We start from the raw sequence: 12,637 nt of genomic DNA on the forward strand, positions 1-12,637 counted from the left end.
CGGATTGATCCAGTAATCAGTCTGTTCCCGGTGTTCACTGACGTTGATTTGTCGCTCCTTGATCCAACGTCTTACTTCGGCCGCTGCCTATGCAGCGGCCTTTTTTATGCCCCAAATAAAACGGGGCGTCATCGACGCCCCGTGGGATTCATTGATTTACCGGCAATGATCAGAGGCTGAACTTCTGCAAGTTAGCCATCATTTCCTTCAACGCCTCAATGTTGTCCTTGGGGTGCGCAGCCCCTTCGAAATCGCAGATCTGCTGCCAGTGCGCGGCCACATCTTCCGGCGAAAAACCGGCCTCTGGATCAAAACCCACACCCAGACTACGCTCCCAGCGGGTCTTGCCGATCCAGCCGCCCCCCACTTCAAACAAGCCGGCAGTTTCTTCACAGGCTTCACTGCCCAAAAACACCACCAATGGGGTGACCAGTTCCGGCTTGAGGCGCTCGAACACTTGCGGCGGGATCAGCCCTTCGGTCATGCGCGTGCCACCGGTAGGAGCAATCGCGTTGACCAGGATGTTGTTCTTGCGCCCTTCCAGCGCCAGGGTGCGGGTCAAGCCATACAAGCCCAGCTTGGCCATGCCGTAGTTGGACTGGCCGAAGTTGCCGTAGATACCGGACGTCGACGCCGTGAAAATCACCCGGCCATAACCCTGCTCGCGCAAATGCGGCCAGGCGGCGCGGGTGACTTTGTAGGCGCCTTCGACATGCACCCGGTAAACCAGGTCCCAGTCGCTGTCGTCCATTTTGTGGAAAGTCTTGTCGCGCAGGATCCCGGCATTATTGACCACCACGTCGACCCGGCCGAAAACATCCAAGGCGTTCTGTACGATTTTGTCGCCGTCGGTGACGGAGTCATGGTTGGCTTCGGCAATGCCGCCCGCCGCGCGAATCTGCGCCACCACCCGGTCAGCCGCCGAGGCATTGGCCCCCTCGCCTTGGGTTGAGCCACCCAGGTCGTTGACCAGCACTTTGGCCCCGTGCTTGGCGAACAGCAGCGCATGGGCCTGGCCCAAGCCACCACCGGCGCCGGTGACGATCACGACCTTATCCTGGAACTGCACTGACTCACTCATACCGAACTCCGCTGGCGACAATGGGAATAGGCAGAGTGTCACGCACGCAGCCTTTGGTCACAATAAAGACGCCCACGGCTGAATGGTGCCTGATAAGGCAGCGGGATGATGCGCAGGCTCAGGAATAGGCCGCACGCGGTGAAGGCTGGCCGATGCGCTCACGAAACGTTTGGTAGTGCCTGAGCACCTGGACCGGCGCCTCGATCTGCGGGTAGTGGCCGATATGGGCCAGCCATATCGTGTCGGGATCGGGCACCAGTTGGCGATAACGCTCGACCATATGGGCACCGGAAATCGGGTCTACCTCGCCGTCGATCACCCGCAGCGGCACTTCGCCTTGCTGCATGGCCGCCAGCCAGCGCTCGCGCAGGCGGCGGCGTTGGGGAATGTAGGCGATGAGTTTGTGCAGGATACGCGGGCCGTCATTGCAACTGATCAAACTCCAGAAGTCATCCAGCACGCTTTCACTGGGCCGCGTCTGGGGGCCGAAGATCTGGTTGAAACTGCTGGCCAAGGCATTGCGCCCAAAGGCCCGCCCGATCATCCAGCCCAGAGGACTGAGCAGCAGCTTTTGCACCAGCGTCGGCCGATGGGTTTCGGGAAACAGGCCGCCGTTGAGAAATACGCAGCTCGCCATCTGGAATCGTCCCTCGTAATGCCGGGCCAATAATTCCTGGGCGACGCTGTCGCCATAGTCGTGGGCCAATACATGCACTGGCTGCTCTACCCGCAGGTGCTCAAGCAGCGCCTGTTGCAAGTCGGCCTGTTCCAGCAGGCAATAGTCGTGGTTCAAGGGTTTGGCCGAGTCGCCAAAGCCGAGCATGTCGCAGGCAATTACCAGGTTGCGCTGGGCCAGGGGCTGCCACAGGTAATGCCAGTCCCAACTGGCCGTGGGGAAACCATGAATCAGCAGCAACGGCTCGCCCTGCCCGGCCACCCAATACCGCACGGAGTGACCACGAAAGACGAAGTCCTGGCCCCGCTTGCGCCAGGCTCTGAGCGGTATCTCGGCGAGTGGCATCAGCTTTTATACCCGGGGTCCTGGTGGTCCAATTTGCGTAGCAGCGCCGGCCAGGCCAGCGCACCACCCATACCTTGGGCGCTTTTTGTGACAGCTGCCACCATCGCCTTGGCACCGGCGAGAATCTGCGGCTCGATGGCAATCAACTCGGTGCCGCCGCTCTGGGCCAGCACCTGGATCTCGCAGGCGCGCTGGAAGGTGAACATCATCAGGAAGGTATCGGCGATGGTGCCGCCGCAGGTCAGCAGGCCGTGGTTGTGCAGCATCAGGAAATTGTTCTGGCCCAGATCCGCTTGCAGCCGGGCCTTTTCCTCGTGATTGAGCGCCACGCCCTCATAGGCGTGATAGCCAAGGCTCGACAGCACGAACAGCGATTGCTGGCTGATGGGCAACACACCCTGCTTTTGCGCACACACCGCCACGCCCGCAGCAGTGTGGGTGTGCAGCACGCAGGTCACGTCGTGGCGCACTTCGTGGATGGCGCTGTGGATGGTGTAGCCCGCGGGGTTGATCTCGTAGGAACTGTCCATTTGCTTATTGCCGGCCTGGTCAACCTTGACCAGGCTCGACGCGGTGATCTCGTGGAACATCAGCCCATAGGGGTTGATCAGGAAATCTTCAGTGCCCGGCACCTTCGCCGAAATATGCGTGAAGATCAGGTCATCCCAGCCGTGCATGGCCACCAGCCGATAACAGGCCGCCAGGTCCACACGGGTTTGCCATTCAGCGGGGCTGACCTGGGCTTTGACGTTTTGTGGCGATGGAGCAGGGGCTAGGCTCATGGCAATGACCTCCTTGGCGCACTTCTTATGGTGTCTAAAGTGAGAGCCAGTCTAGTCAGACGCCGAGGCGTAAGGAGTTTCCTTAGCAGCCAGCTTGATGACTGAGCGAGTCAGTCAAGAGAATAGTACAAATACGTGTCAGACAAGCGCCGTCAACAACGGCGCTCCTTGGGATTCAACCGCGCAACGCGGTGATCAAATCGGCCAGCCAAGGCTCGGCGTCGGCTTCCGGGGTAACGCTCTCGCTGGCATCCAGGCGCAGCATCGGCTGCACTTCGCGGATGCCCATTTCGGCGAACAATTCGCGCATTTGTTCACCGCCGCCACAGAAGGTATCGCCATAGCTGGCGTCGCCCAGGCCGATGACCGCTCCCGGCAGGCCGCGCCAGGCGGCGGGCAGTTGGTCGCGGAGGGTTGAGTACAGAGGCTGCAGATTGTCGGGCAGCTCGCCCATGCCGGTGGTCGAGGTCACTGCCAGGAATGCATCGGGAGCAAAGGCCTGCACGTCTGCCAGCGTGGCACGAGGGTTGTGCCAGGCATCAAAACCTGCGTCCTTGAGGATTTTTTCCGCGTGGCGAGCGACTTCTTCAGCCGTACCGTAGACCGAGCCGGAGAGGATGGCGACTTTCATCAATCTGATCCTGTAGTTGAGTGAAAGCGTGGGATATTAGCAGCCTGTGCCAATATTTCAGTGCGCACCGTGCAACATTCAAGACTTGCCATAAACTGGCAGGGTCAAAACCAGGCCAGGGACCGCTCTATGATTAACGCCAAACTGCTGCAAATGGTCGTCAATGCGTCCAACGACGGAATCGTTGTTGCCGAGCGCGAAGGCCGGGAAAAACCGCTGATCTACGTCAACCCTGCCTTCGAACGGCTGACCGGCTACACGCTGGACGAGATCCTCTATCAGGACTGCCGCTTCCTGCAGGCGGGGGACCGCGACCAACCGGCCTTGATCGCCATTCGTGATGCGCTCGACAGCGGCGGCGCCTGCCGAGAGATACTGCGTAACTACCGTAAGGACGGCACGCCTTTCTGGAACGAGCTATCGCTTTCAACCGTGTACAACGAGGTCGACAAGCAAACCTATTTCGTTGGTGTGCAAAAAGACGTCACCACCCAAGTCAAGGCACAGCAGCGCGTCGCCCAACTGGAAGCCCAGTTAGCCGAGCTCAAAAGTGAGATCGCCACACTCAAGGCGACGAGTGGATTTAACAAACTGTAAAAAACGCGGTCTTTAGAGCGATAATGGCTTTTTAATGCCTCAGCCTTGAGCTAGATCAATGCAACGCGACACGCTATTGACGCAGGACGAGCTGGATTTTATCCAGGACATGACACACAACCCGCAGCTCAACCTGCGGGATGCATGGTCGAGCCTGACGGTTAATGGCGGCGCACAGATTCGCGATTTGCTCACGCGGCTGGCCGCCCACGACCAGGTCACCATCCAGGCGCAGTTCGACAACCAGCAACTCACCTTCCCGTTGCACCTGGTGGAAGATGAGTTTCATGCTGTGCATTTGCGCCTGGGCGTACCGAGTATTTTTGAAGATGGGCCGATGATCCGCCCATGGCGCCTGGCGCTTGAAACGCCGGTGGCGCTGGAAAACATCAAGGGCTACCCCAGCGCGCTGTGGGTGCACGAAGTGTCATTCAAAGGGGTGCTGGTAGAAGTGCGTGGCCGGGTCAAACCGCCAAAGACCTTTTCTTTGTGGTTCAGCCCTTCCGGCTACGAACGCATCGCCCTGCGCGGTACGCTGGAGCGGGTAACCGCCCGCGGCCTGTTCGCCTATCGCCTGAGCCAAAGCGATGCCGATGAGATCGAACGGCTACGCCAGTTCATCCTGCACCAACACCGCCTGGTGCATCCGCACGTTCACGCCTGAGACTCGGGCTCCAGATGGCCGCTGAGCAGTTGCTGCAAGCGGCGCGGCATCAAGCGTCCGTCATTGCCCAGGCAACCAATCGACGAATCCGCCAGGCTGTGCTCTGCCAGGTCCGACGCCTCTCCAGCCAGCAACAACGGGCAATCGAGGGTGAAGGCCAGACGATTGAGCCGTGACGCCAACTCTGCGCCAGGGGCATGGTTGGAAAACAGCACCAGGGCTTGCGGTCGAGTGCGCTCGCAGATCAGCGTCAACTCATCCAGTGGCTGACCAACGCCCAAGACCTTGACCGCCAGTTTATCGCTCGACATCAACAAGCCCGCCACCAGCAACTCCAGCTCACGGCACTCTCCGCCAATGGCTGATAGCAATACCCGGGGCGCTGGCGAGGCACAGGCCATTTGCAGGCACCGTGCGACGCGCGAGCGCAGGAAATTGTCGAAGAACAGCCACTCGCTGGCTTGGCCAAAGCGGCCTTGGTGACGTAACAACTGCTTCCACAGCGGGACCAAAATGTCTTGGAACACCACGGTCGTCGAATAGACGCTGAAGATCTGGCCGTACAACCGGTCGAGCTCACGATCATCAAAAGCACTGATGGCCTGCCGCAGTTGCGCCTGCCATTGGCGCCACTCCAGTTCGGTATCGCTGCGTGACGCGGTAGCCGGCTCGTTGGGCTGTGGGTCGCGTGCCAAAAGCTTGCCGACTTTGCTCACCGCCACGCCCCGCTCGATCCAGTCGAGGATGCGGTGCACGGTTTCAATATCGGTGCTTGAGTAAAGTCTGTGCCCACTTTCGGTGCGTAAAGGCTGGATCAAACCGTAGCGACGCTCCCACGCACGCAACGTCACCGGGTTCACACCTGTGAGTCTTGCCACTTCACGAATCGGAAACAGCCCCTCGCAGTCAGTGTGGCTGTCGGGTGTCGTTTCGCGAAGAGGCGCAGTGATTTCGGGCATCAGCGGTCTAAAAACTTGTATGAATTTGAATACCATTTAACGCCGATTGAACTGCATGATTCAAGATCTACGGCGATCCATCCGAAGTTTCTGGCGTATTTGGGCAAATCCGGAATAATCCTTGCCTGTTCTTTTGCGTCGCTGCACCACCCCGCAGCTTCGTCCGTGCACAGCCTACCCGGCTCGGCGCACTTGCTGATTTGGAGATATACGATGTCTACCTCACCCGTCACCTTGATGGTTGCGCGCCGCGTGGCCAAGGGTCGCTACGAAGAGTTGATGGCCTGGCTGCGCGAAGGCGAGCAATTGGCGACTGACTTCCCCGGTTACCTGGGTTCCGGCGTGCTGGCCCCGCCGCCTCATGATGATGAGTTCCAGATCATCTTCCGCTTTGCCGATGAAAAAACCCTGCATGCGTGGGAATTCTCAGCCTCGCGCGGCGCGTGGCTAAGCCGTGGCAGCGAGCTGTTTGCCGACCCGTCGGAGCACCGTGTCAGCGGTATCGATGGCTGGTTTGGCGCAGTAGGTGCCCGCCCGCCACGCTGGAAACAGGCCGTGGCCATCTGGCTGGCATTTTTCCCGGTATCGCTGCTGTTCAACTTCGGCCTGGGCTCGCTGCTCAATGAGCTGGACCTGTTCAGCCGTGTACTGGTGAGCACCGCTGCCCTGACCCCGCTGATGGTTTACCTTTTTATACCGCTGTCGACCCACCTGCTGGCGAACTGGCTGCACCCCTCGCCCCCTCGCAAGGTCACCGAAGCCGCCGCTTGAGTACAGGGAGGCCGGGGCGCTGGTATAGTTTGAGCCTGCCAGCGACTTGAGCCTCCCATGAATGCAACCAACGCTCCGATCCTGATCACCGGTGCCGGCCAGCGTGTCGGCCTGCATTGCGCCCAGCGCCTGCTGGATGAGGGCCAATCGGTGATGTTCAGCTACCGCAGCGAACGCCCCGGCGTGCAGGCGCTGCGTGAGCGAGGCGCCATCGGCGTGTTTGCCGACTTCTCCAGCGAAGCCGGAGTGCTGGCTTTCATTGGCGCCGTCAAAACCCATACCCAAAACTTGCGGGCGATCATCCACAACGCTTCCGCCTGGGTCGCCGAAACCCCGGGCGACGAAAGCCGTGCCTTTATCGACATGTTCAGCGTGCACATGCTTGCGCCGTACCTGATCAACCTGCATTGTTCACCTTTGCTGCAACGCTCGACACCCGCCGATATCGTGCATATCAGCGATGACGTGGTGCGCAAGGGCAGCCGGCAGCACATCGCCTATTGCGCCACCAAGGCCGGGCTCGACAGCCTCACGTTATCGTTTGCCGCGCAGTTTGCGCCGCTGATCAAGGTCAACGGCATTGCCCCGGCGATGGTGATGTTCAACGAAGGCGATGACGCAACCTATCGCGCCAAGGTCCTGGCCAAGTCGGCCCTGGGCATCGAGCCCGGGCCCGAGGTGATCTACCAGAGCGTGCGTTACCTGCTGGACAACCCCTATGTCACCGGTACCACCCTGACCGTCAACGGTGGGCGGCATATCAAGTAAGCCGTTTTTGAGGATGTTGTATGACCTTATCCCTGCCCCACCACTATCGCGAAATCCTCAAGGGCCTGGGCGAAGACCCGCAGCGCGAGGGCCTGCTCGATACGCCCAAGCGCGCGGCCAAGGCCATGCAGTACCTGTGTCATGGCTATGAGCAGAACCTGGAAGAAATCGTCAACGGCGCGCTGTTTGCGTCGGACAATGACGAGATGGTGATCCTCAAGGACATCGAGTTGTATTCGTTGTGCGAGCATCACCTGCTGCCCTTTATCGGCAAGGCCCATGTGGCCTATATTCCGACCGGCAAGGTGCTGGGCCTGTCAAAACTGGCGCGCATTGTCGACATGTTCGCCCGACGCCTGCAGATCCAGGAAAACCTCACGCGGCAAATCGCCGACGCCATCCAGGACGTGACCCAGGCCGCCGGCGTGGCGGTGGTGATCGAAGCCAAGCACATGTGCATGATGATGCGCGGCGTAGAGAAACAGAATTCAACCATGAACACCTCGGTGATGCTCGGCGCCTTTCGCGAGTCGAACACCACCCGCATGGAGTTCCTGCAACTGATTGGACGGAGCAAGTAGCAATGCCACAACTTCAACCAGGCATGGCGCGTATCCGGGTCAAGGACCTGTGCCTGCGCACCTTTATCGGCATCAACGAGGACGAGATCCTCAACAAGCAGGATGTGCTGATCAACTTGACCATCCTGTATGCCGCCCAGGAAGCCGTACGTGACAACGACATCGACCACGCCCTGAACTACCGCACCATCACCAAGGCCATCATCGCTCACGTCGAAGGCAATCGCTTTGCCCTGCTGGAGCGCCTGACCCAGGAACTGCTGGACCTGGTGATGAGCAACGAATCGGTGCTGTACGCCGAAGTCGAAGTAGACAAACCCCACGCGCTGCGTTTTGCCGAGTCGGTTTCGATCACTCTGGCCGCCAGCCGCTGATAGCAAGTGAGCCCTATGAACGACCAACAACGCCTCGAACTCGAAGCCGCCGCCTTTCGCCGACTGGTAGCCCACCTGGACAGCCGCAAGGATGTGCAGAACATCGACCTGATGAACCTTGCCGGCTTCTGCCGCAACTGCCTGTCCAAGTGGTACAAGGCCGAAGCCGACGAACGCCAGATCGAGCTCAGCCTCGATGACGCCCGTGAAGTGGTGTACGGCATGCCGTACGCCGAGTGGAAAGCCCAATACCAGCAAGAAGCCAACGCCGACCAACAGGCCGCGTTTGCCAAAGGAAAGCCTCATGACTGATTTGAACACCCTGCGCGCCAGCCTCAACAGTGGCGAACACGTTTTTGCCGACACGTTGGCATTTGTCGCTGCCGGTTATGACTACCAGCCGCAAGCTTTCACCAACGGCGGTGTGGAAAACGCTGCCGGGCAGAACGAAGGTTCGTGCAAGACCCTGGGTTTGGCGCTGCTGGAAGGGTTGAGTGATAAGGAAGCACTGCTGGCGTTTGGTGAGCATTACCGGTCGGTGGTGGCGACGCCTGAGGGCAGTGACCATGGCAATATTCGAGCGTTGATTGCCCATGGGTTGGCCGCAGTGAAATTTGCTGAACAGCCTCTGACCCGCCGCTGATTTCATAACCAACCCCGCTCAATGTGGGAGCCGGGCTTGCCCGCGATGGCGGTGGTGACTATCACACCGCTATCGCAGGCAAGCCAGCTCCCACATTTGTTTAGCGGAGTAGGTTAGATCGCACCATAAAAAAACCGGCTTTCGCCGGTTTTTTTTAGTCAGCGGGTTTAGAACGAAGCGTCCTTCAAACCGTCGAGGTAACGCTCGGCATCCAGGGCCGCCATGCAACCGGCGCCGGCCGAGGTGATGGCCTGGCGGTAAACGTGGTCTGCCACGTCGCCCGCAGCGAAGATACCTTCGATGTTGGTCGCGGTCGCATTGCCTTCACGGCCGCCTTGCACCACCAGGTACCCGTCTTTGGCTTCCAGCACGCCTTCGAACAGCGAGGTGTTCGGGGTGTGGCCGATGGCGATGAACACGCCGTCGACTTTCAGCTCGTCGAAGCTGCCGTCGTTGTTTTTCAGGCGGGCACCGGTCACACCCATGTTGTCGCCCAGGACTTCATCCAGGGTGGCGTTGAGCTTGAGGATGATCTTGCCTTCGGCGACACGGGCGTGCAGCTTGTCGATCAGGATCTTCTCGGCGCGGAAGGTCTCGCGGCGGTGAACCAGGGTCACGGTGCTGGCGATGTTGGCCAGGTACAGCGCCTCTTCAACGGCAGTGTTGCCACCGCCGACCACGGCAACCGGCTTGTTGCGGTAGAAGAAACCATCGCAGGTGGCGCAGGCCGAAACGCCCTTGCCCATGAACGCTTCTTCCGACGGCAGGCCCAGGTAACGAGCACTGGCGCCGGTGGCGATGATCAGCGCATCGCAGGTGTACACACCGCTGTCACCGGTCAGGCTATAAGGCTTTTTCGAGAAGTCGACCTTGTTGATATGGTCGAAGACGATCTCGGTTTCAAAGCGCTCGGCGTGCTCTTTCATACGCTCCATCAGCACCGGGCCGGTCAAGCCGTGGACATCGCCAGGCCAGTTGTCGACTTCAGTAGTGGTGGTCAACTGACCGCCCGCCTGCATGCCGGTGATCAGCAGCGGCTTGAGATTGGCCCGGGCAGCGTAGACAGCGGCGCTGTAACCGGCAGGGCCGGAACCGAGAATAATCACTCGGGAATGACGGGTATCAGACATGACTCACTCCTACCGACCGCCCAGACCACAGGGCGGCGGGAATAAAAAAGGACGGCGAAGCACTTGGGGAAGGCTTTGACTCGCCAGGTCCTGAAAAATAATGGGTGCAGCGTATCGAGGGGGGCAAGATTAAGGAAATACGCATTAACAATCCAGCTCATAGGTGTTCTCTATGCGCGCGATTGAGTTAATCGACCCCTTTGTAACCCTGGGTGTCGCCTACCTGCCGGAGCTTTCACATCAGGTGCAAAGCCGGTAAGGTCGGCGCGTTCGCCATTTTGCTCGGAGTATTCCATGCCCGCCCCTGCCCTTTCTGGCCCGCAATACCTGCGTGAAGGCCTCAAACTGGTGTTGAGCCCTGGCCTGCGCCTGTTCGTGTTGCTACCGTTGGCGATCAACCTGGTGCTGTTCGTCGGGTTGATCTATTTTGCCGGCCATCAGTTCAGCCTGTGGGTCGATAGCTTGATGCCGACGCTGCCCCACTGGCTAGGTTTTTTGAATTACCTGTTGTGGCCGCTGTTTGTGGTGCTGGTGGTGCTGATGGTGTTTTTCACCTTCACCATGCTCGCCAATATCATCGCCGCACCGTTCAACGGGTTTCTCGCCGAGAAGGTTGAGGTCGTGGTACGTGGCACCGATGACTTCCCGCCGTTCAGTTGGGCTGAACTGGCCGCTATGGTTCCGCGCACCCTGGCGCGGGAGATGCGCAAGCTGGGTTATTTCCTGCCACGTGCCATCGGCCTGTTTATCCTGTCGTTCATCCCAGTGGTCAACCTGATCGCGGCGCCGTTGTGGCTGTTGTTTGGCGTGTGGATGATGGCGATCCAGTACATCGACTACCCGGCCGACAACCACAAGCTGGGCTGGAACGAAATGCTCGCCTGGCTGCGCCAGAAGCGCTGGCAGAGCATGAGCTTTGGCGGCATTGTTTACCTGGTGCTGCTGGTGCCGGTGGTCAACCTGTTAATGATGCCAGCGGCGGTGGCCGGGGCGACGTTGTTCTGGGTGCGTGAGCAAGGCGCCGAAGCGATGGCGCAGCAAGCGGTGGTCAAGTCATAAATCCATCATCGCACTGACACAATGGCGACATGGCCCACGCCGACACTGTGGGTCATGACGACAGCCTCGCTTCACATCACCCTCATTACCGAAACCTTCCCGCCGGAAATCAACGGGGTGGCCAATACCCTTGGCCGCCTGTGCGAGGGCTTGCGCTCACGCGGCCATCAGGTCGAGCTGGTACGCCCACGCCAGAGTGCCGACCAAACCCGCCCCAGCGACGATGAACTGCTGCTGTGCCGCGGCTGGCCACTGCCGGGCTACCCAGGGCTGCAATGGGGCCAATCGTCAATGCGTAAGTTATTGCGACGCTGGACGCGCCAGCGCCCCGATGTGCTGTATATCGCCACGGAGGGGCCGCTGGGGCTCTCGGCGTTGCGCGCCGCACGGCGCTTGGGCATCAGCGTGGTCAGCGGCTTTCATACCAATTTCCAGCAGTATTCGAACCAGTATGGCTTGAGCCTGTTGAGCCGCGTGGTCACCCATTACCTGCGCTGGTTTCATAACCGCTCAAGCCTGACCCTGGTGCCAAGTGCCAGCCAGCGCCTGGAGTTGGAGCGCCGGCATTTTGAGCGCCTGGACCTGTTGTCCCGGGGGGTCGACAGCCAATTGTTCCACCCGGCCAAGCGCGATAACACACTACGTGAAAGCTGGGGGTTGAGCAGTAACCAGATCGCCGTACTGCATGTCGGGCGACTGGCCCAGGAAAAGAATCTGGGCTTGCTCAAACGCTGCTTCGACACCCTGCAGGACAGGTACCCGCTACGCCAGATGAAACTGATCGTCGTCGGCGATGGCCCGCAGCGGGCCATGATGGAGAAGGACCTGCCCGAAGCGGTTTTCTGCGGTGCCTTGCGCGGTGAGGAACTGGCGCGGCACTACGCATCCGGCGATATGTTCCTGTTCCCCAGCCTGACCGAAACCTTCGGCAACGTGGTATTGGAAGCCATGGCGTCGGGGCTTGGAGTAGTAGCTTATGACCAGGCTGCCGCAAGCCAGCATCTACGCCACGGCTACAACGGCGTGCTGGCGATGCCAGGGGATGAGCGTGCGTTTTGCGAAGCCGCCAACTGGCTACTAGAGGATGCAGAAGGTTTACGCCGTATGCGACTGAACGCCCGCCAGCATGCCAGCCGCCAGGGCTGGCCGGCGATTATCGAGCAATTCGAGCAGCAGTTACGCGGTGTGTGTGCGCAGCGTTATGCCCTCTCAGCGCAACCTTACGTGCCTTGAAGGCGTATTTCGCAACAGGCAGGGAAGCGCCTGGGGTACGCCCTTTAAGTTTTGCCTAATATTTAAAATAGGAACCAGCAGCCGTGCGGTGCCAATCAGAAGCACCTGCAATAGAGCAGGCCTTTCAACGAATAGAGAGACCGCGAAATGGCAATTTATGGAATGGGTGTACGCAATGGCGTGAACATGCCAACGGCACAATGGACCCAACAGCAACAATGGCTGGATCAATCCCGCGCAGAGCCGTCAACTTACGGCCAGCCAGGGCATAAAGACGCACTCAAGACTGATCACAGCAAAGAGCTGAACAAGCGCCCAGAGTATTAATCACTGAGGCGAAGTG

At 59.7% G+C, this 12,637-nt stretch carries 17 protein-coding genes; 11 read left to right on the forward strand and 6 right to left on the reverse strand.

The window, feature by feature from the left end:
• Positions 1-169: 169 nt before the first annotated feature.
• The 4 genes from TX24_RS14040 to TX24_RS14055 all read right to left on the reverse strand — a co-directional run bounded on the left by TX24_RS14040 (position 170) and on the right by TX24_RS14055 (position 3,515).
• Positions 170-1,081, reverse strand: a complete 912-nt coding sequence (locus TX24_RS14040; protein WP_057710533.1) for an SDR family oxidoreductase — start codon at positions 1,079-1,081, stop codon at positions 170-172.
• 118 nt (positions 1,082-1,199) lie between these two features.
• Complete coding sequence (locus TX24_RS14045) at positions 1,200-2,102, reverse strand: alpha/beta fold hydrolase (RefSeq protein ID WP_003194064.1); 903 nt, start codon at positions 2,100-2,102, stop codon at positions 1,200-1,202.
• Positions 2,102-2,884 carry a class II aldolase/adducin family protein gene (locus TX24_RS14050; protein ID WP_003194065.1) on the reverse strand — a complete coding sequence of 261 codons (783 nt, stop codon included), beginning with the start codon at positions 2,882-2,884 and terminating at the stop codon, positions 2,102-2,104. The genes TX24_RS14045 and TX24_RS14050 overlap by 1 nt, the downstream gene beginning before the upstream one ends.
• A gap of 175 nt (positions 2,885-3,059) precedes the next feature.
• The gene (locus TX24_RS14055; protein ID WP_003194066.1) at positions 3,060-3,515 is read right to left on the reverse strand and encodes a flavodoxin; all 456 of its coding nucleotides are present in this window, start codon (positions 3,513-3,515) and stop codon (positions 3,060-3,062) included.
• Positions 3,516-3,644: 129 nt separating this feature from the next.
• Here TX24_RS14055 and TX24_RS14060 point away from each other — a divergent pair, with 129 nt between their 5' ends.
• Together TX24_RS14060 and TX24_RS14065 are read left to right on the forward strand one after the other, a co-directional pair.
• On the forward strand, positions 3,645-4,112 hold the full coding sequence (locus TX24_RS14060) for a PAS domain-containing protein (RefSeq protein WP_003194067.1): 468 nt from the start codon (positions 3,645-3,647) through the stop codon (positions 4,110-4,112).
• A 58-nt stretch (positions 4,113-4,170) separates the two neighbouring features.
• Positions 4,171-4,776, forward strand: a complete 606-nt coding sequence (locus tag TX24_RS14065) for a hypothetical protein (RefSeq protein ID WP_003194068.1) — start codon at positions 4,171-4,173, stop codon at positions 4,774-4,776.
• On the opposite strand, the gene TX24_RS14070 is transcribed toward TX24_RS14065, so the two are convergent.
• Positions 4,767-5,735: a MerR family transcriptional regulator gene (locus TX24_RS14070; protein ID WP_057710534.1), complete on the reverse strand. Its 969-nt coding sequence runs from the start codon at positions 5,733-5,735 to the stop codon at positions 4,767-4,769. The two genes, TX24_RS14065 and TX24_RS14070, sit on opposite strands and share 10 nt — an antisense overlap.
• A 213-nt stretch (positions 5,736-5,948) precedes the next feature.
• Here TX24_RS14070 and TX24_RS14075 point away from each other — a divergent pair, with 213 nt between their 5' ends.
• From TX24_RS14075 to TX24_RS14100, 6 genes are read left to right on the forward strand one after another with little or no spacing between them, the layout of a single operon-like run.
• Positions 5,949-6,506: a putative antibiotic biosynthesis monooxygenase gene (locus TX24_RS14075; RefSeq protein ID WP_057710535.1), complete on the forward strand. Its 558-nt coding sequence runs from the start codon at positions 5,949-5,951 to the stop codon at positions 6,504-6,506.
• 57 nt (positions 6,507-6,563) lie between these two features.
• Positions 6,564-7,274, forward strand: coding sequence for a dihydromonapterin reductase (folM, locus tag TX24_RS14080; RefSeq protein WP_057710536.1), 711 nt, complete (start codon positions 6,564-6,566; stop codon positions 7,272-7,274).
• A gap of 20 nt (positions 7,275-7,294) precedes the next feature.
• Positions 7,295-7,855 carry a GTP cyclohydrolase I FolE gene (gene folE, locus TX24_RS14085; RefSeq protein ID WP_003194072.1) on the forward strand — a complete coding sequence of 187 codons (561 nt, stop codon included), beginning with the start codon at positions 7,295-7,297 and terminating at the stop codon, positions 7,853-7,855.
• A gap of 2 nt (positions 7,856-7,857) precedes the next feature.
• On the forward strand, positions 7,858-8,229 hold the full coding sequence (gene folX, locus TX24_RS14090) for a dihydroneopterin triphosphate 2'-epimerase (RefSeq protein ID WP_003194073.1): 372 nt from the start codon (positions 7,858-7,860) through the stop codon (positions 8,227-8,229).
• 15 nt (positions 8,230-8,244) lie between these two features.
• Positions 8,245-8,541 (forward strand): DUF1244 domain-containing protein, encoded by a 297-nt coding sequence (locus TX24_RS14095; RefSeq protein WP_003194074.1) that lies wholly within the window; start codon positions 8,245-8,247, stop codon positions 8,539-8,541.
• Positions 8,534-8,872 (forward strand): HopJ type III effector protein, encoded by a 339-nt coding sequence (locus tag TX24_RS14100; protein WP_057710537.1) that lies wholly within the window; start codon positions 8,534-8,536, stop codon positions 8,870-8,872. Before TX24_RS14095 ends, TX24_RS14100 begins: the two co-directional genes overlap by 8 nt.
• 167 nt (positions 8,873-9,039) lie before the next feature.
• On the opposite strand, the gene trxB is transcribed toward TX24_RS14100, so the two are convergent.
• Positions 9,040-10,002, reverse strand: a complete 963-nt coding sequence (gene trxB / locus TX24_RS14105) for a thioredoxin-disulfide reductase (protein ID WP_003194076.1) — start codon at positions 10,000-10,002, stop codon at positions 9,040-9,042.
• A gap of 294 nt (positions 10,003-10,296) precedes the next feature.
• Here trxB and cysZ point away from each other — a divergent pair, with 294 nt between their 5' ends.
• The 3 genes from cysZ to TX24_RS30845 all read left to right on the forward strand — a co-directional run bounded on the left by cysZ (position 10,297) and on the right by TX24_RS30845 (position 12,621).
• Positions 10,297-11,061: a sulfate transporter CysZ gene (gene cysZ, locus TX24_RS14110; protein ID WP_003194077.1), complete on the forward strand. Its 765-nt coding sequence runs from the start codon at positions 10,297-10,299 to the stop codon at positions 11,059-11,061.
• Between the two features lie 54 nt (positions 11,062-11,115).
• The gene (locus TX24_RS14115) at positions 11,116-12,294 is read left to right on the forward strand and encodes a glycosyltransferase family 4 protein (RefSeq protein WP_057710538.1); all 1,179 of its coding nucleotides are present in this window, start codon (positions 11,116-11,118) and stop codon (positions 12,292-12,294) included.
• 147 nt (positions 12,295-12,441) lie between these two features.
• Positions 12,442-12,621, forward strand: a complete 180-nt coding sequence (locus TX24_RS30845; RefSeq protein WP_003194079.1) for a hypothetical protein — start codon at positions 12,442-12,444, stop codon at positions 12,619-12,621.
• Positions 12,622-12,637 lie beyond the last annotated feature (16 nt).

This window comes from Pseudomonas lactis, from assembly GCF_001439845.1.
In the GTDB taxonomy this organism is placed as follows: Bacteria; Pseudomonadota; Gammaproteobacteria; order Pseudomonadales; family Pseudomonadaceae; genus Aquipseudomonas; species Aquipseudomonas lactis.